The sequence below is a fragment of the Paenibacillus sp. FSL H3-0333 genome, assembly GCF_038002805.1.
Classification (GTDB): Bacteria; Bacillota; Bacilli; order Paenibacillales; family Paenibacillaceae; genus Paenibacillus_AQ; species Paenibacillus_AQ silagei.
Window position 1 is genome coordinate 2,358,863 of sequence record NZ_JBBODG010000001.1, and the last position, 19,278, is coordinate 2,378,140.

A 19,278-nucleotide genomic window follows, 5' to 3' on the forward strand; every position below is an offset into this window, starting at 1 on the left:
GGCTGCCATGAACCCATTGACCTTGTGCGTAATGGATGATATTCAGACTGTCGTCAAAGGAATTGCTTCAACGATCCCGTGGGCGGATCATGGAATCGAGGTGGCGGGTACCGCCGGCAACGGTGAGCAGGGCTGGGAGCTGCTGCTGGAGAAGGACCCCGACATCGTAATCAGCGATATCCGTATGCCGAAGCTCAGCGGTCTTGAGCTCATGAAACGGGCTGCCGAAGCGAAGCTGCGGGCCGAATTCATATTCATCAGCGGGTATTCGGATTTCAGCTATGCGCAGGAGGCGATCAAGCTGGGCGCCTCCAACTATTTGCTGAAGCCGTTCACCCAGCCGGAGATTGTGGACGCTGTGCTGAAGGTGAAGCAGACTATTGAAGAAGATCGGGCGAGAGCAGAGCAGATACATCAAATGGAGCAGAAGATGATGGCCAGCCATGCGCAGCTGCGCCAGGATTATCTCACCGCTCTGCTGCGCCAGGAGACCAATATCAGCCTGAGTGACAGCCGCTGGCAGGAGCTCGGCATCGACCTGGATGCCGGCAATCTGCTGGTGATGGCTATTGAGCTGGACTGTTATACCGAATACGGGTACACCTTGCATCTGGATGACAGTGAGATCATTCCTTTTGCGATCAAGAACATCCTGGACGAGACGCTGAAAATGCACACGCGCGGCGTTGTACTGCGCGAGAGCAGACAGCGGCTGGCCGCGATCTTTAATCCGCCGGAGGCCATGGATACGGCAGCGCTGCTGGAGCTGTGCCGTGAGAATGTGGAGAAATACAGCAAGAATACCGTTTCGATCGGCCTTGGCACAGCGGCACGGGGACCGCGTGAGATCAGGGCCTCCTTCGTGCATGCGGCCAAAGCGCTGGGCTACCGCTTTTACAGTGAGGGGAATTGTATCTTCCGCTTCACAGAGCTGGACCCGGAGAACCGCGCAGCCCCGGACTATCCTGAGGAGAAGGTGAAGGAGCTGCTGTACGCGCTCAAATCCGGCAATGAAGAAGGCTGTCATGAGATCATCGGCGAGATCTTCCGGCGGTGGACCCTCTCCGGCAGATATCCTGATCCGCTATCGATGGTCCGTCTGTTGTCCGGGCTGACCTTCGCTATGTACCGGGCGTTCTGTGATGAAATCACGGAAGAGGAGCGCATACAGCTGGAGGCTGACTTGACGGCGCTTGAGGAGAACCGTTCTTTAACCTTTGGCGGGTGGAAAAGCTATATCAATCACTTCGCCAGCATGGGCTGCGAATTCGTCGATAGCAAGCAGTTCCGTGATGTAACGCAGTCCATTAACCGGGCCAGAGAATATATCCGGCTGCATCTGGAGGAGAATCTGACCCTGAACAGCTGCGCGCAGGCCGTCCATCTCAGCCCGAGCTATTTCGCAGGCGCCTTCAAGAAGGAGACAGGCATGACGCTGATTCAGTATATTACCAAGCTGCGGATGGAGCGGGCGAAGGAGCTGCTGATTGCCGGGGCGCAGGTGCAGGAGATTTCCCTGATGCTCGGCTATGAGGACCGCCCGTATTTCAGCGGCCTGTTCAAAAAATACTGCGGACTTACGCCCACAGCGTTCCGGCAGAAATACCTGAAATAAGGAGGAGCCGAAGGAACAGGGACAAGCATTTTTCCCCCCTTACAAAGTTAGAATGTCCCTCACCCCACTGAAAGCGGAACCATTATGATTACGTTAACAGATAGCCGATTGCAGGCTGTCAGGACAAGCACAAGGGGGCATAACGATGGATAAAAAATGGGTTGTTGCAACAATGAGTACAGTGCTGGCACTCAGTCTGGCCGGCTGCGCTGCCGACAGCAATAAGGAGCCCGCGGCAAGTAACAGCAAACCGGCGGACACCAAGGGAGATAACGGGGCAGCAAGCGGCGGCAAAACCAAAATCCTCTACTGGACACCCGACCGTCACGACGCCGATTTCATGAAATCCAAGATTGAGGAGTTCAACAAGACGAACAAGGATAACATCGAAGTGGAAATGACCGTGATGGGGGACAATTATCCGCAGGCGGTAGATATCGCTTTTGCCAGTAAGCAGGCTCCTGATGTGCTTCAGATTAATGACTTCCAGACCTATTACAAAAAAGGCTACATGGCCCCGATCAATGATTATATGAGCAGTGAGATGAAGGAGACCTTCAAGGACAGCCTGCTGGAGAACAAGAATACCGTGGACGGCAAGACCTATACCCTGCCCAACACCGGACAGATCTGGAGACTGATCTATAATAAAGATATCTTCAAGCAAGCGGGCATTGAGAATCCGCCAAAAACTCTGGACGAGATGGTTGCTGCCGCCAAAAAGATTACCGAAACCGGCAAAAAGGACGGCATATATGGCTTTGCCAGTCCGTTCAAGAGCTCAAGCGGCTTCTGGCGTGCATCCAATACCGTAGCTGGCGCGAGCAACAATACCGGCATTGACGGCTACAATTACAAGACCGGACAATTCGACTTCAGCATGTACAAGGATATTGCGCTGGCGCTGCGTCAGATGAACGAAGACGGCAGCATGCTGCCGGGCGTAGAGAGCCTGGATATCGATCCGCTGCGTGCGCAGTTCGCCCAAGGCAAAATCGGCATGTACATTAACCACTCCGCAGAGCCCGGCGTCTACAAAGACCAGTTCCCGACCACCGCTAATTGGGCTGCCGTTGCTGTACCGACTACGGACGGAACGATTAAGGGTGCATCGCAGATCATCGGCGGCTCCTACATCGGCATCAGCGCAGACAGCACGCATAAGGAAGCAGCGTGGAAGTTCATGGAGTATGTGTACAGCGACAGCCTGCAGAGCGAGTATTATGAAAAAGGCTACGGCATCTCCCTGATCCCTACAGTGATCAGCTCCGGCAAAAAACCAAGCATTCCCGGCATTGAAGGCTTCCTGCCGAAGCGTTATGACGCGATTTATCCGGCGAACCCGCTGACCATTACAGAAGGGTCACTGGAAGGCAGTAAATGGAGCGATGCGTTCTCGGCATTCGTTTTCACCGGCGGCGATGTGGACAGCATTATCAAAGACCTGGATACCCGGTATAATGCTTCATTAGAGAAAGCAAGAGCCTCCGGTGCAACGGATATTGTGGCCGATCCAAGCTTTGACGCATCGAAGCTGCAGGGTAAATTATCCACCGAAGAATAAGAGGTAAGGTTCAGGTGGCGGCCGATGCATGATAGATTCGGCCGCTTTGTTTTGGGGCCCCCCGCAAAGTACCTGAGTAAACATCGGAGCAAGGCCCCACTTTGTGGGGATTTTTAAAGAGAGGAGCAGATCCAAAATGATTATAGAGAATAGCCAAGCCGCAAAGACGGTTCTGAATGAGAGCAGTTCACGCACCCTGCTGGCAAGGGGCGGATCACTGATGATGGTCGAGGTTTCCTTCGCCAAAGGCGGCATCGGGGAGGTTCATTCCCATGATGCGCATGAGCAGATCAGCTATATTGTGAAGGGCAGCTTTGAGGTCAAGGTCGGGGAGGAGACGCGTATTTTGAAGGCGGGCGACAGCTTCTATGCCGGCTATAATATTCCGCATGGTGTGAAAGCACTGGAGGATTCCGTGATTCTGGATGTGTTCAATCCGTTCCGTGAGGACTTCCTGGAGAAGCAGGAATGAAGGATTATTATCTGAGTGCACCTGAGCTGCGCAGTGCTGCCGCTTATTATGCCCGTCATTTCCCCATCGAGGCGCAGAACTCGGTCCAGATTGCCGAGCATGCCGTGAACAATGAATTCATTATTCCTTATACCGGTGATCTGAGCCGCTGGATTCCGCTGGGCAAGCCGGTAGCAGACTGGCTGCATAATCCTACGAACGACCCCGAATTCACCTGGGGCATCAACCGCCACTGGCATATGCTGGATCTGGGCAAGGCCTATCTGATGAATGGCAAGCCGGAATACGTTACGGCCTTTATGCAGCATTTCCGCAGCTGGCGCGAGCAGAACCCGGTTCCTGTGATTCCGTCGTATGAGGAAGCGGTCTTTTTCCAGAAGCTGGGTCCATGGCGTCTGCTGGAGACCGGCCTGCGGGTGCAGTCCTGGATCTCTGCGTACAAATATATGGAGGACAGCCCGCTGCTGGATGGACACTTCCGCAGTGAGCTGCTGGAGGGGCTTGCGGAGCATGCTGAATTTCTGACCCGTTACCTGGGCCGCACGGAGATCAATCATGCGATTATGCATATGCAAGGCCTCTATATGATTGCTGTCTTCCATCACGGGCATCCGCGCGCACCGTATTGGCGGCAGCTGGCCGGGGAGCGCCTGGAGCTGTGCCTTTTGCATCAGGTCGGGCCGGAAGGGATTCAGATTGAGCTGACCACCCATTATCATGATGCGGCCATTGAGATGTTCGGGACGCCTTATCTGCTGGGCGCGTTATCCGGCCACCCGTTCTCTGCCTGGTACGGCGGGCAGCTCCGCAAGATGGCCGCGTTCACCGAAGCGCTGGTCCGCCCGGATCACCAGTCCACCGGGATCGGCGATTCCGACTGGATTAGCAGCGGCCGCAAGCGGCTGACGCTGCTGGGTGCTATTCTGAAGGATGATGCATTGGTTGGACGCGGCACGGGCAATGCAGAATGCCTCTGGCTGCTGGGAGCCGAGGCGTATGAGCGGTGTGTGCAGCTGCAGGCGGAGTCTGCGCCTTCGGTGAGCAGCGTGGCTTTTGTGCAGACCGGGTATTATGTGATGCGGGATCCGCAGCAGTATCTGTTCTTCGATGCCGCAGAGATGGGCGGAGCGCACGGTCATGCCGATGCGCTGAATCTGGAGTGGATGTGGAACGGGCAATTGCTCTTCACCGATACCGGGAGGTACACCTATGAGGAAGGGGAATGGCGCCGTTATTTCAAAAGCACCCGGGCACACAACACTATTACCATAGACGGGTTGGATCAGACGCCGTATATCTCTACCCAGCAATGGGGCGAGCCTGTGGCTAAGGCCAGCACGTTCCGCTGGGAGAGCAACAGCCGTTACCACTTCATTGATGCCGCGCATGACGGATACATCCGTCTTCCCGGTCCGGTAATGCACCGGCGCTGGGTGCTGCTGGGCGTGGAGGTGCCGCTGCTGCTGATTGCCGACTGGCTGGAGGCGGATGGCGAACATGAGCTGGAGCAGCGGTTCCATCTGCACCCGGAGGCGGTGCTGGAGCTGTCTTCCGAAGCCGGAGCGGCTGGAGAAGCCGTGACCAGAGCCGGAGAACCCGAAGTCGCAGCCGGAGCCGCACAACCTACAGCAACCGTGGTCTATCCCGGCTCTACAGTGAAGCTGAATATGAGCTGGATGACCAGCGGCCTGAAGGATGAACAGTTCACGGTGAGTAAGGAGCAGGGCTGGGTATCGGAGGTCTACGGCTCCAAATCGGAGATTCCGGTAGTAGAGGGCCGGGCGGCTTGGGCTGGCAAGGCTGGAATTCTGACGCTGTGCCTGCCTGGCGATACGGCGGACGGCAGCAGTCCGCTGCACGTGAGCACCTGCGTGGTGGATGCGGAGCGGCGGCGGGTCGAGCTGTCCTATGTATACGGAGATGCGAGCGGCACAATTGTAATCGGCCCGGACACCCTGGGCTGGACGGAGCGGAAGGAATAAGCATTTTGTGCTGGAAGTTATTAAAGATAAGGATATTAACAGATAAGACTTCTCCGTTGCCCGTTTTCCGGCTGCGATAGGCTTAAATGCACTTTGTACAACTAAAACATCCGATGTCTAATCGATTACCTGTTTAGGTATATTTCGTACAATAAAATATTCACGTATTGCCGGTTCTTGCCTCTTTGGGCAGATCTAGTTGCACAGACTACAGCTATACGAGAAAAGTATGCTGTTCCGCTGCTTTTAAGTGTACATTCTACAACTATCCCTGTCTTGCCCTTCACTTGGGAGGAGTTGCAGCAGTAACTGTAAGGCTTGAGACCTAATTTACATGATTTATTCAGACTCTTCCGTCCGCCGTTTGCGCGGCTCCGGGAGAGTCTTCTTTATTTCTGCATTTGCAAACAATGGCAAACGTACGTTCTGGAGCGTGCGGTGGAGGTATGCTATACTATTGAGACGAGAAGTTTCATAGATTCTGGTATTGCATTGAGTGCCAGGGTTCAACGGAAGGAGTCTGCTGAAATGACGGTTAACTTCATCATCGGCCGCTCGGGCAGCGGCAAGACGACTACAATATGGGAGCGGGTATCCTCCAGGCTGAAGGCAGAGCCGCTGGGGGCCCCAATCATTATACTTGTTCCCGAGCAGGGATCGTTCGGAGCGGAACGGGGGCTGCTGGCGGCGGGCGGCGTGAAGGGAAGTCTGCGCGCCCAGACGCTCAGCTTCTCTCGGCTTGCCTACCGGGTGAAGCAGGAGACCGGCGGCAGCGCAAGTCTGCCTATCAGTGAAGAAGGCAAGAAGATGCTGATCTACAAGATTATCAGCAAGCGCAAGGAGGAGCTGAAGCTGTTCGGGGCTTCCTCGGACCGGCCGGGATTTGTGGAGCGGCTCAGCAGTCTGCATACAGAGCTGAAACGCTGCGCTCTGGGAGCCGGAGACCTGGAGGAGCAGATCGGCAGAATGCGGGATGCCACGCTGGGCAGCCCTATTCTGGCCGGGAAGCTGGATGATCTGCATCTCGTCTTCAGCGAGCTGGACCAGGAGATGTCACAGCTCTATATAGATGAAGAGGACAGACTGGCCGAACTGGCTGAGCATATTGCGGACTCTGCCTATATCCGCGGCGCCGAGATCTGGGTGGACGGCTTCCACGGCTTCAGCAACCAGGAATTCATCGTCTTGCGTGAGCTGATGCAGTACGCGGACACAATGACCATTGCGTTAACACTGGACCGGATCTATCCGCCGGGCGTTGCCCCGCATGAGCTGGAGCTGTTCCATCCGGCGGCGGTTACTTACATTAAGCTGCGGGGAATAGCGGAGGAGATGGGACTTACCGTATGGGATGAGCTGCTGGCTCCGCCCGTCCTGCCAAGGTTCAAGGACAGTCCCGTACTCGCCCATCTGGAGCGCGGATTACAGCGCCGGCATTCCTGGACGGGACCGGCTGAACAGGTGAAGGAAGCCATCAGCATCCGGGCTGCGGCTTCACGCCGCACCGAGGTGGAGGGCGTGCTGCGCGAGATGCAGGCCCTGGCCAGAGAATCGGGAGCCAAATATGGGGAAATGGCGGTATTCATGCGCAATATGGCTGATTATGAGCCGCTGATTGCCCCGTTATTTCAGGACTTCGGCGTTCCGTTCTTCCTGGACCAGAAGCAGAGTGAGCTGCATCATCCGCTGGTGGAATTCATCCGCTCGGCCCTGGATGTCGTCCGCCGCCGCTGGCGTTATGAAGATGTGTTCCGCTGCGTGAAGACCGAGCTGCTGCTGCCGCTGGACGGAAGCATTACCCGCGCGCATATGGATGAGCTGGAGAACTACGTGCTGGCCTGCGGCATTCACGGCTCGCGCTGGACGAACGGGCGCTCCTGGAAGGGGATTCCGCGCCTCTCCCTGGAGGGCAGTGAAGCTGTAGATGAAGCGATGCTGGCAAGGATGGAGGCCTGCCGGAAGGCGGTTGCGGAACCGCTGCAGGCATTTGAGCAGAGAATCAAAGCCAGCCGCAGTGGCCTGGAACTGTGCAAGGCGGTATATCTGCTTCTGGAGGATACGGAAGCGGCACGCAAGCTTGAAGGGATGGGAGCGGAGTCTCTGAAGCAAGGCCGCCCGGAAGCCGCCCGGGAGCATAGCCAGCTCTGGGGCGCTGTTCTGGGTCTGCTGGACCAGATTGCCGAGATGATGGGCAAGGAACGGATAGAATTCAGCCTGTTCGCCGGGGTGCTGGAGACCGGGCTGGCAGAGCTTAAGATGGGGCTCGTCCCGCCCGCACTTGACCAGGTGCTGGTAGGTACGATGGACCGTACCCGGGTGTCGGGGGTGAAGTACGCCTTCCTGCTCGGTTTCAACGAAGGAGTGGTTCCGGCGCAGTTCAAGGAAGACGGCATTCTTTCAGAAGGGGAACGTCTCCTGCTGGAGAAGTCCGGTATGGAGCTTGCGCCGGGCTCCTCCCGGAAGCTGCTGGATGAGCGCTTCCTGATCTACAATGCGCTTACGACGGCCAGCAGGAAGCTGTGGATCAGCTATGCTGTAGCTGACGATGAGGGGAAGGCGCTGCTGCCTTCGGAGGTCATCCGCCAGCTGCAGGGAATGTTCCCGCAGCAGTTAGATGAACAATTCCTCTCCGGCTTCCCGCAGAGCGGCAATGATGACGACGCTGTCCATATGGACTTCATCGGCCATCCTGAGCAGACGCTCCGCATGCTGCTACTTCAGCTCCGCCAGTGGCGTCAAGGGGCAGAGATACCCGGCATGTGGTGGGAGGTCTATAACTGGTTTGCGGCGGAGCAGGGCGCAGACAAGCCTGCGGATGAACAGGCAGCGGAATACCGCCATGCGGATCTGTCCATGAAGCTGAAGCTGGAGCGGCTGCTCGGCTCGCTGTTCTACCGCAATGAAGGCATACGGCTGAAGAAGGAGACCAGCCTGCGCCTGTATGGCGGCTCTACGCTGCGCGGCAGCGTGTCACGGATGGAACGGTTCGTTGCCTGCTCCTTCTCTCATTTCGCTTCTTACGGGCTGAGGCTGAAGGAGCGACAGCTCTATAAGCTCCAAGCTCCAGATATCGGGCAGCTTTTCCATGCGGCCCTTAGTGAAATGGCGAAGCGGCTGCAGGAGCAAGGCCGCAGCTGGGGCAGCATGACTGCGGAGGAATGCCGTCGTGAGGCAGGGGCGACAGTGGATAAGCTGTCTCCGCTGTTACAGGGAGAGATTCTGATGAGCAGCAAGCGCTACGGCTATATCTCGCGCAAGCTGAAGAATATTGTCGGCCGCGCTTCGGTCATCCTCGGGGAGCATTCGCGGCGCGGGAGCTTCGAGCCGGTCGGGCTGGAGCTGGATTTCGGCCCTGGGCAGGAGCTGCCTCCGCTGAGAATTACACTGCCCAACGGTTGTGTCATGGAGGTGGTCGGCCGGATTGACCGGGTGGATAAGGCTGAAGGGGAACAGGGTATTCTGCTGCGGGTGATCGACTACAAATCAAGCCAGAAGGATCTCAAGCTGCATGAGGTCTACTATGGATTGTCGCTGCAGATGTTAACGTACCTTGATGTGCTGCTGACCTATTCCGAGCAATGGCTCGGCCAGGAAGCACTGCCTGCCGGGGCGCTCTATTTCCACGTTCATGATCCGCTCCTGACCTCAGCCAACGGAATGAACCGGGAGCAGGCGGAGCAGGAGCTGATGAAGCGCTTCAAGATGAAGGGCCTGCTGACCGCCGACCGCGAGGTGGTCTCGCTGATGGATACCACACTAGACAAAGGGTATTCCTCTATTGTTCCGGTTGCGCTGAAGAGTGACGGCAGCTTCTACAGCAGCGCATCTGTAGCTACCCCAGAGCAGTGGGGGCAGCTGCGGTCCTCGGTGCGCAGCACGATCTCGGAGATCGGGACCAGCATTACGGAGGGGGATGTGGCGATACAGCCTTACCGCATCCAGCAGGAAACGGCCTGTACCTTCTGCTCCTTCCGCCCCGTCTGCCAGTTCGATGAAGCGGTGGAGGGCAATAGCTATAACATTCTAAGTAAGCCGGGCAAAGAAGTGATCTGGGATCTGCTGTCCCGCAAAGGAGGAGAGAAGCTGTGAGCACAAGACCTGTACCCGAAACGAAGCCGGAAGGTAGTCTGTGGAGTGACGACCAGTGGCGCGCTATTGCCGAGAGCGGCAGCGATATTCTCGTGGCAGCGGCAGCCGGTTCCGGCAAAACGGCGGTTCTCGTCGAGCGGATTATCCGCAAGATCAGTAATGAGGAAGCGGGCTTCAGTGTGGACCGGCTGCTGGTGGCAACATTTACCAAGGCTGCCGCCTCCGAGATGCGCCAGCGTATCCGGGAAGCGCTGGAGCGTAAGCTGGAGGAGGACAGTGAAGGCGGGAATGAATATCTGCGCCGCCAGCTTGCCCTCCTGGGCAGAGCTTCCATTACCACACTGCATTCCTTCTGCCTTGAAGTAATCCGCCGGTATTACCAGATGATCCCGATCGATCCCGGCTTCCGTATCCTGAATGAGCATGAGGCGGAGATGATGCGCCAGGAGCTGCTGGAAGAGCTGCTGGAAGAGAAATACGGCGAGGTTGCTGAGGACGGGGAAGATACCCTGTTCGTGCAGCTCGCAGACTGGTTCAGCGGTGAACGGAGCGATGATGCGGTGCATTCGCTGATTCAGCGGCTGCATGATTTCGCGCGCAGCCATCCCTGGCCTGCGCAGTGGCTGCGGGATACCGCAGCCGACTTTGCGCTGCCGGATGCTGAGGCTCTGAGCCATACGCCTTGGGTGCAGAGCATTCTTGCCGAAGCCAGGCTGACGCTGAAGGGGGCGGTCAGCCAGCTGGAGCAGGGGCGTGACATTGCGCTTCAACCCGGCGGTCCGGCGCCTTACGCGGAGAATCTTGCTGCCGATCTGGAGATGGCGCAAGGCCTGCTGGACGCGGTGGACTCACAGCCCTGGGCCGGATTGTATGATATCTTCATGGAGATCTCCTTCGGGAAGCTGAAGCCCTGCAAGAAGGATGCCACTGATCCGCTGCTTCAGGAGAGCGTTAAGGCAATCCGGGATCAGGTGAAGAAGAGCCTGCTCGAGCTGCAAAAATCCCTGTTCGGCCGTCCGTCGGAATCCTTCCTGAGTGAACTACATACGGCGGCTCCGCTGATGCAGGAGCTGGCGGAGACCGTAATCGCGTTCGGCGAGCGCTACAGGCTGGAGAAGGCGGGCCGGGGGCTGGTGGATTTCAGTGATCTGGAGCATTACTGCCTGCAGATTCTGCGCCATCCGGACTCGCAGCCGGGGCATTCGCTGCCGTCGGATGCGGCGATGGAGTACCGCAGCCAGTTCGACGAAGTGCTGCTGGATGAATATCAGGATACTAACAGTGTACAAGAGGAGATTGTCCGGCTGATTTCCCGGGAATTCCCCGGCAACCGTTTCATGGTCGGGGATATGAAGCAGAGTATATACCGGTTCCGCCTGGCGGAGCCGGGACTGTTCCTGGATAAATACCGCAGGTTCAGTAATGATCCATCCTACGGAGACAGTGCAGGTAGCACCCTGCATGTCGTTGAGGCAGATGGCTGGTCGGGGGCTGATCCGGGACAGGAGGAACGGGAAGATGGTCTCGTCATCGATCTGGCCCGCAATTTCCGCAGCAGGCTAGAAGTGGTGAATGCGGTGAATATGGTCTTCCGGCAGATCATGGACAGCAACGTCGCGGAGATCAGTTATGATGAGCGGGCAGAGCTGGTGTACGGAGCGAACTTTCCGGGAGCTGCGGAGAAAGGTCCGGATACTTATTTTACGCCGGAGCTGTTGCTGATCGACAAGGGAGCCTCAGCCCCGGGTCCGGCGGACGAAGCGGCAGAGGGCGATGAGCTGCCCCTTCTGGAGCTGGAGGCTGCCGAGAGTGAGACGGCGCAGCTGGAAGCACGGGCCATTGCCCGGCGTATCTCACAGATGACGGGAATGACCGGCGGTGAGCCGCTGCTGATCTATGATAAAGGACTGCGGATCATGCGTCCCGTGGTATACGGCGACATTGTCATTCTGCTGCGTTCGGCCCGGGTATGGACGCCGCTGATGATTGAGGAGCTGCGGGGTGAAGGTATTCCGGCATACGGGGACCAGAACAAGGGGTATTTTCAGGCTACCGAGGTGGAGATTGCCCTCTCCCTGCTGCAGATTGTCGATAATCCCCGACAGGACATTCCCCTGGCCGGAGTACTGCGCTCACCGGTAGTGAATCTTCGCGAGGAGGAGCTGGCGAAGGTGCGGCTGTGCAGCAGAGGGACGTTCTACGATGCGCTGGTTGCGGCCTCTGAAGCAGGGGGAGCACTGCGGAATAATTCGTCAGACCTGTTCCGGGAGTCTGCGCTGCTGGCGGGGCAGGGTGCCGGTACCGGTGACACAGCCGGAGAGACAGCCGCCGCGTCAGAGCTTACGCCATCGTCAGGAAATGAGAGTGTACAGGAAGGTATAACTGACGGAACCGATGCTTCGGCGGCGCTGCGGGATATTCCGCTTACGCTGCAGCGTAAGCTTAAGTCCTTCCTGGATAGGCTGGAGAACTGGAGAAATGCTGCCCGGCAAGGAAGCTTAAGCGAGCTGATCTGGAGGATCTACCGGGAGAGCGGGTATCTGGAGTGGGTCGGAGGGCTTCCCGGAGGCTTTCAGCGCCAGAACAATCTGAAGGCGCTGTATGACCGGGCTGTTCAATTCGAGAACGAGACCTCGGCCAGAGGGCTATTCCGCTTCCTGGTATTCATCTCACGGCTGAGAGAGAACGGCGGCGATCTGGGGGTTGCCGGAGGAAGCAGCGAGGAGGCCGGGGGCGTCAGAATTATGACGATCCACAAGTCCAAGGGTCTGGAGTTCCCTGTTGTCTTCCTGGCAGGTATGGCCAAAATGTTCAACCGTCAGGATCTGCATTCTCCATTCCTGATGCACAAGGAGCTTGGCTTCGGGCCGCGCTTCGTGGAGCGGGAGACCCGGGTCAGCTACCCGACACTGCCCTATCTGGCGATTAACCGCCGTTCGCGGCTGGAGCTGCTCGCTGAGGAGATGCGTGTGCTCTATGTCGGACTGACCCGTCCGCGCGACAAAATGATTCTGGTCGGCACGGTCAGAGATCTGCCGCGCACGGTTTCGGGCTGGGCAGCGATGCAGGGCCGCGAGGAGCTGCTGCTGGCGGATCACCTGCTGGCCCGGGGCCGCAGTTATCTGGACTGGGTGGGACCGGCGCTGATCCGTCACCCTGCCGCTGCTATTCTGCGTAAGCTGGCAGGCAGTGAGGGCCCGGTATCCACGGTGCTGCATGGTGATGAGTCGAACTGGAGCATTACGGTGACTGGTGCGGCGGAGCTTAGCCCGGGCGCTTTTCTTGCCGGGGATGGCGATCAGGACAAAAACGAACAACGCCGGGTGATGCTGGAGGCGCTCCGCAGGGGCAGGGCGGTGTCAACACCTGAGACCCCGGCAGCTGCGCAGATTGCAGAGAGACTGGGCTGGACTTACCGGTATGCGGCAGCGTCAAGCATCCCTGCTAAGACCTCGGTTACCGAGCTCAAGGGATTATTATCGATGCAGGAGCAGCCGTCTTACGACCAGCTGGAGGAGCGGAAGCTCCCGGGTGGACCGGACGAACGGAGTGAACGCGGGTATAGGGACAGCCTGCATCTCCAGCGGCCGAAATTCATGGAAAAGCGGGGACTCACGCCTGCAGAGCGTGGAACGGCTTACCATACGGTGATGCAGCATATTCCTCTGGATGAGCCGGTAGACCGGTCTGTGCTGGAGGCTACGCTTGCGCGTCTTGTAAGGCTTGCTATCCTTAGCAAGGAACAGGCAGATGCGGTGGTGCTGGAGGAAGTTGAGCAGTTCTGCCGGAGTGAGCTGGGCCACAGACTTTTCCACTCTGCCTGGAAGACCAGAGAACAGCCCTTCAGCTACACGATGCCAGCCGGTGAAGCCTACCGGGGGCTTGACTATCTGGACGAAGCGGCTGCCGGACTTGCGGATGAACGCGGCGGCGGTGATTTTGCAGAGACGGTGCTAATTCAAGGGGTGATTGATTGCCTGTTCCGGGAAGAGGGGCGGCTGATTCTGCTGGATTACAAAACAGATCATATCCCTCCGCACGGAGACGGGCTTACACGGCTGTCGGACAAATACCGTTTCCAGTTGGAGCTGTACAGCAAGGCGCTGCTGGATATTCTGGGCGAGCCGGTCAGCGAGGTGTGGCTGTACTTTTTCGACGGCGGACATGCTGTGAGATTGTGAGCGGTGGTTATTTAGCGCAGGAAGGTTGTAGTCCGTACAGGATTACTGGCCGATGACCAGGAGCAGCCGCAGGTGAATAATTGCGAGAGGTAAGTTTGGATAGAAATTTCGTTAGATGAATCTATGATTGCCGCAGACAGGCGGGGAAAAGAGGGCGGAAATGCGCATATTGCATACGGGAGACTGGCATCTGGGGCGGACGCTGGAGGGCCGAAGCCGGCAGAAGGAGCAGGAGCAGTTCGTGGATGAGCTGGTTATGATAGCCGACTCCTCCGGGGCGGATCTGATTCTGATGGCGGGGGATGTCTATGATTCGGTCAATCCTCCGGCTGCGGCAGAGCAGCTGTTCTACGAAGTGGCGGCCAGACTGACGGCAGGCGGCCGTCCGCTGGTGGTTATTTCGGGCAATCACGACCAGCCGGAGCGCGTAGCTTCCGTGTCCCCGCTTGTCCGCAGGCAGGGGATTACGCTCGTTGGAATGCCGACTTCGGAACCGGTCACGGTGCATGCGGCCAGAACCGGCGAGGTTGCCAAAATCGCTGCGCTCCCTTACCCCTCCGAAGCCCGGCTGGGCGAACTGCTTGCCGGAGACAGCGGAGAGGCTGAGCTGAGGCTGGCTTACAGCGCCCGGGTAGGGCGGCTGATGAATCTGCTTGGACGCGAGTTCACCCCGCAGACCGTCAATCTGGCGATGAGCCATATCTATGTGCTGGGGGGTGTGGAGAGTGACTCTGAACGGCCGATTCAGGTCGGCGGCGCTTATACCGTTGATCCTTCGGCACTCTCTTGCGGAGCGCAGTATACGGCACTCGGACATCTTCACCGCGCCCAGCGGGTCAAGGGCGAGGGGATGATCCGCTATAGCGGCTCCCCGCTGGCATACAGCTTCTCTGAGGCAGGCCAGGCCAAGTCGGTGGCCATGATTGATGTCGCACCCGGCGGGGAGCCGGTGTTCGAGGAAATCTATCTCTCCTGCGGGCGGCCGCTGGTGAACTGGAGATCTGCGGGCGGATTGCAGGAGGTCTACGGCTGGCTGGATGAGGGCAGGGATGAAGGAGCATTCATTGATCTGGAGCTACGGCTGACCGAGGCCATGTCCATGAATGATATCCAGCGGCTGCGCAAGTCACGGGAAGGCATCGTCCATATCCGGCCGATCTATCCGCAGATGGAGCAGGAGCTGGAAGAGATGTCCCGCTCCCGCATGCCGGTACAGGAGCTGTTCCGCAGGTTCTATCAGCGCCAGACCGGCGGTGCGGAGCCGGATGACAGCCTGATTGAGCTGTTCCTGGAGCTGGCGGAAGAAGAGCGGCATGAAGCTGCGGAAGGGGAGGAGAACTGATTTGAAGCCGATATTGTTGAAATTATCAGGGCTGCAGAGTTACCGGGCGGAGCAGGAGATTGATTTTGCCAGCCTGACCGAGACGGGGCTGTTCGGGATCTTCGGGCCGACGGGCAGCGGCAAATCCAGTCTGCTGGACGCGATTACACTGGCGATGTACGGTAAAGTGGAGCGCGCCGTGAACGGAACCCAGGGGATTATGAACCATTCTGAGGACCAGCTCAGCGTGGCCTTCACCTTCGAGCTGAACTCCTCTTCCGGGGCGCGTCGCTACCGCGTGGAACGGAAGTTCAAACGCACCGGGGAGCAGTCGGTCAGCAATACGATCAGCCGGTTCATCGAGGTCAAGGCGGACGGGGATTTTGTGATGGCCGACAAGCTGGCAGACGTTACGCGCTGTGTCGAAGAGCACATCGGGCTGAAGATGGACGACTTTACCCGAGCCGTTGTGCTGCCGCAGGGCAAATTCGCCGAGTTCCTGTCGCTGCGGGGCGTGGACCGCAGGCAGATGCTCCAGCGTCTGTTCCATCTGGAACAGTACGGCGACGGGCTGGCACTGAAGCTGAGCCGCCGCGTCAAGGAGAACGAGGCGGCACTGCGCGCTCTGGAGGCCGAGCAGCAGGGGCTGGGCAGTGCGGGCAAGGCAGACGTGGAAGCGGCCGCCGTCCGTGTGCAGGAGGCGATCCGTCATGCGGCGGATTGCCGGGGGCGGCTCACGCAGGCTGCGGAGCGCGCCGAGCGCTTCGCCCGCATCCGCGAGCTGCAGGAGGAACGGGCCCGCCGCGAGTCGCAGCGGCAGGCTCTGCTGGCCCAGGAGGAGCAGATCCTCCTCCTGGAGCAGAAGCTCGGCAAGGCGGACGAGGCCGAGCGCAGATTGCCCGCGCTGAAGGCCTGGCGCAGCGCGGAGGAGGCCTGGAAGGCCCGGGCGGCACGCGCCGGGGGCCTTGAGGCCTTGGCCGCCGCCGCCGTGCAGGAGGCGGCAGCCGGGGCGGAAGCGGAAGCAGCGGCCCAGGCCGCGCTGTCCGCAGGCGAGCCGGCCCTCCGCGAGGAGGAGGGCCGGTACCGGCGCGCGCTCGAGCTGGAGGCCGAGCTCGGCGCACTGCACAGCGAGCGGGCGGCGCTGCAGGCGCGCCGCGAGGAAGCCGCCCGGGGCCTGGCCGCCGGGCGGGAGAGCCTGGCCCGGGAGCGTGAGCTTTTGGCCCGCGGCCAAAAGAAACAGCACGAGCTGCAGCAGAGCCTGCAGCCGCTGGCGGTCCGCTCCCAGGAGCGGCAGTCTCTGCAGGAAGCCATGCAGAGACTGCAGGGACTGCGTTCTGCCGAGGCCCAGCGGGAATCGGCAGAACGTGAGCGCCAGGGCCGCGCGGCGGTGCTCGCAGCGGCGGAAGTGCGGCTGGCCGCCGCCGGGTCCCGGCGGCAGGCGCTGGATGCCGGGCGCGGGGAGCTGCTGGCCGCCGCCGCCCTGCACCAGGAAGAGCTGCGGACGGCCGAAGGGGCAGCGGGAGACGCTGCCGGCCGCCTGGAGGGGCACATCAGCGCGCTGGAGGCTGCGCTGAAGGAGCAGGAGGTTCACCGGCTCTCGCAGGCGCTCGCCGGTGAACTCCAGGAAGGGGTTCCCTGCCCGGTATGCGGCAGCGAGCATCACCCCTCCCCTGCGCTTGTTCAGAAGCAGGGGGACCCTGAGGAGCTGGACAATAGGCTCCGCCATGTCCGCGCTCAGGCCCGGCAGGCGCTGGAGACGCGCCATCTGCTGCGCAGCCTGCTGGAGCAGGACAGCTCGTGGCTCGCTGGGCTAGCGGGAGCCGCGTCCGAAGAGGCGCTGCACCAGTCTGCCGCTGGCGCCGCCGGGGCAGAGGCGGCTGCGGACAAGACGGCAAGCATTACTTCCTACGCCGCACCCGCACCCAAGCTCTCAAGCAGTTCCGGTTCGGATGCCGGATCTGTCACTCTCAGCAATTCCGAGTCCCACGCCGCTTCAGATTCCTTAAACACTTCAGAGTCTCTTGAGGCTTCCAAGTTCCCAAGCAGTTCCGGTTCTTATACAGCATCTGACTCTCTGGACAGTTCCGGCTTCCACGCCGAACCTGATTCTTTAAGCACCTCGGCCTCGGAGTCTCACGACTCCATGGTAACCGCGCAGCTTCCGGATGAACAAGCCTTATCCGCGCTGGATGGCCGGTTGTCTGCCTTGAATGATCAGCTGGCCGCGCTCCGAAGCCGCTCCGCAGAGCTGCGCCGCGCGGCTTCGGACTGGCAGCGTTCCCTGCAGGAGCTGGAGCAGGTGTATCACAAGGAAGCGGCAGGTGCCGAAGCGGAGAAGACCTGGCTGCAGGGACTGTCTGCCAAGGCAGAGGAGCTGGCTGCTTCAGCCAGCAAGCTAAGGGAGGAATGGAGCCGTCTCTTCCCGGAGCTTGCCCCGGAGGAAGCGGAGAGAACGTATCAGGAGATGCTTGGCAAGGATGAACGCGCCGAGGAGATCCGCAGCCGGCTGGAGATCAGCGTCAAGTTCCTGGACGAGAAAAGCCTCGCCGTGCAGACGCTGAACGAGCAGCAGGCCGGGCTGGACAAGGAGCTGGCGCAGTGGGATGCGCAGCTTGAAGGCAAAGAGGCGCTTGCCCGCGATAAAGAGCAGCGCCTTCGCGAAGGGACCGGCGGCCGGCCTGCCGGGGAACTGCTGGCCGGGTGTGAACGCAGATTGCTGGAGCTGCAGACTGCGCTGGAACGCAGCCGGCAGGAACACCGCCGGGCAGCGGACAAGGCGCAGCAGCAGACCCGTGAAGCTGCGGTAGCCCGCCAGGCGGAAGAATCGGCGCAGGAGCATTATACCGCCGCCGCCGCCCAGTGGGAGGAGAGTCTGCAGTCTTCGCCGTTCGCTTCGGCCGCAGAAGTGGAGGCCTCATCGCTGGAGACCGGAGAACGGGCACAGGCTGCCGAGCGTGTGAAGTCCTACCGCGAAGAAGAGGCGGAGTGCCTGCTGCAGCTGCGGAGTATTGAAGAGAAGCTGGCTGGAGCTGTGCTCAGCAGTGAAGAATGGCAGGAGAGCCAGGAAACGCTGCTGAGATGCAAAGAGGAGGATGAAGCCTCGCTTCAGGCCCGTGCACGGGCAGAGCGGGATCTGGAGGATCTGCAGCAGCGCCATATCCGCTGGGTAGAGCTGGAGGACAAGCGGGCCGGACATGCGGCGATGCAGGAGCGTCTATCCAAGCTGCAGACCGTACTGCGCGGCAACGCCTTTGTGGAGTATATTGCAGAGGAGCAGCTGATGCAGGTATGCCAGGCTGCGTCACAGCGTCTACGGTTCCTGAGCAAGCAGCGTTATGCATTGGAGGTGGATTCAGGCGGGGGCTTCGTCATCCGGGATGACGGGAACGGCGGCGTTAGACGTCCTGTGTCCACGTTATCCGGGGGAGAGACCTTCCTGACCTCCCTGTCGCTGGCGCTTGCCCTGTCAGCCCAGATTCAGCTGCGCGGACAATACCCGCTGCAATTCTTTTTCCTGGATGAGGGCTTTGGCACCCTGGACCCGGATCTGCTCGACACCGTTATCACTTCACTGGAGAGACTGCATAATGACCAATTGTCTGTGGGCATCATCAGCCATGTTCCTGAGCTTCGGGCCCGCCTGCCGCGTAAGCTGATTGTGGTTCCTGCAGAGCAGGGCGGCGGGGGTTCAACCATTCTTTTGGAAAAAATGTGAAAGATGGGGTTGGTTGTGATGAGAATCACAGATACACCTCCAACCCCCTGTTATAATACAGCTAAGCCGACATTATTTGAAACACCTCGGCGGACGTATGACAGGGAATGAACTCCTTCTCATACGTCCGCCGCCGAAGCAGCTCATATGAGTTGTGAAGGGTGTTTCCTTTTTTTTGTCTTTTTTTGGGTCCACACTCAAAATTAGCAGCGGTCCTACCCCAAGGAGGGAGCACCCTCCTTTAAGGCAATCGAACAAAACGTATGCGAAAAACCGAACACAATGAGCTAGTAGGCGTGTAAATAGCCAAATATATGCGAAAAAGCGAATACATTATGC

8 protein-coding genes are annotated in these 19,278 nt (G+C 59.2%); all 8 read left to right on the top strand.

Annotated elements, in window-relative coordinates; translation table 11 throughout:
• Positions 1-7 precede the first annotated feature (7 nt).
• Complete coding sequence (locus MHH78_RS10515; RefSeq protein WP_341167364.1) at positions 8-1,615, top strand: response regulator; 1,608 nt, start codon at positions 8-10, stop codon at positions 1,613-1,615.
• Positions 1,616-1,760: 145 nt separating this feature from the next.
• Positions 1,761-3,179 (top strand): ABC transporter substrate-binding protein, encoded by a 1,419-nt coding sequence (locus MHH78_RS10520; protein WP_341167365.1) that lies wholly within the window; start codon positions 1,761-1,763, stop codon positions 3,177-3,179.
• A 136-nt stretch (positions 3,180-3,315) separates the two neighbouring features.
• Positions 3,316-3,651, top strand: coding sequence for a cupin domain-containing protein (locus tag MHH78_RS10525; RefSeq protein ID WP_341167366.1), 336 nt, complete (start codon positions 3,316-3,318; stop codon positions 3,649-3,651).
• Positions 3,648-5,633, top strand: a complete 1,986-nt coding sequence (locus MHH78_RS10530) for an alginate lyase family protein (protein ID WP_341167367.1) — start codon at positions 3,648-3,650, stop codon at positions 5,631-5,633. Before MHH78_RS10525 ends, MHH78_RS10530 begins: the two co-directional genes overlap by 4 nt.
• A 528-nt stretch (positions 5,634-6,161) precedes the next feature.
• Positions 6,162-9,722, top strand: coding sequence for a helicase-exonuclease AddAB subunit AddB (addB, locus tag MHH78_RS10535; RefSeq protein ID WP_341167368.1), 3,561 nt, complete (start codon positions 6,162-6,164; stop codon positions 9,720-9,722).
• Positions 9,719-13,903 carry a UvrD-helicase domain-containing protein gene (locus MHH78_RS10540; protein ID WP_341167369.1) on the top strand — a complete coding sequence of 1,395 codons (4,185 nt, stop codon included), beginning with the start codon at positions 9,719-9,721 and terminating at the stop codon, positions 13,901-13,903. The genes addB and MHH78_RS10540 overlap by 4 nt, the downstream gene beginning before the upstream one ends.
• A 160-nt stretch (positions 13,904-14,063) precedes the next feature.
• The gene (locus MHH78_RS10545; RefSeq protein ID WP_341167370.1) at positions 14,064-15,245 is read left to right on the top strand and encodes an exonuclease SbcCD subunit D; all 1,182 of its coding nucleotides are present in this window, start codon (positions 14,064-14,066) and stop codon (positions 15,243-15,245) included.
• Position 15,246: 1 nt separating this feature from the next.
• A complete protein-coding gene (locus tag MHH78_RS10550; RefSeq protein ID WP_341167371.1) occupies positions 15,247-18,939 on the top strand; it encodes an AAA family ATPase in 3,693 nt (1,230 codons plus the stop codon).
• The last annotated feature ends 339 nt before the right edge of the window (positions 18,940-19,278 follow it).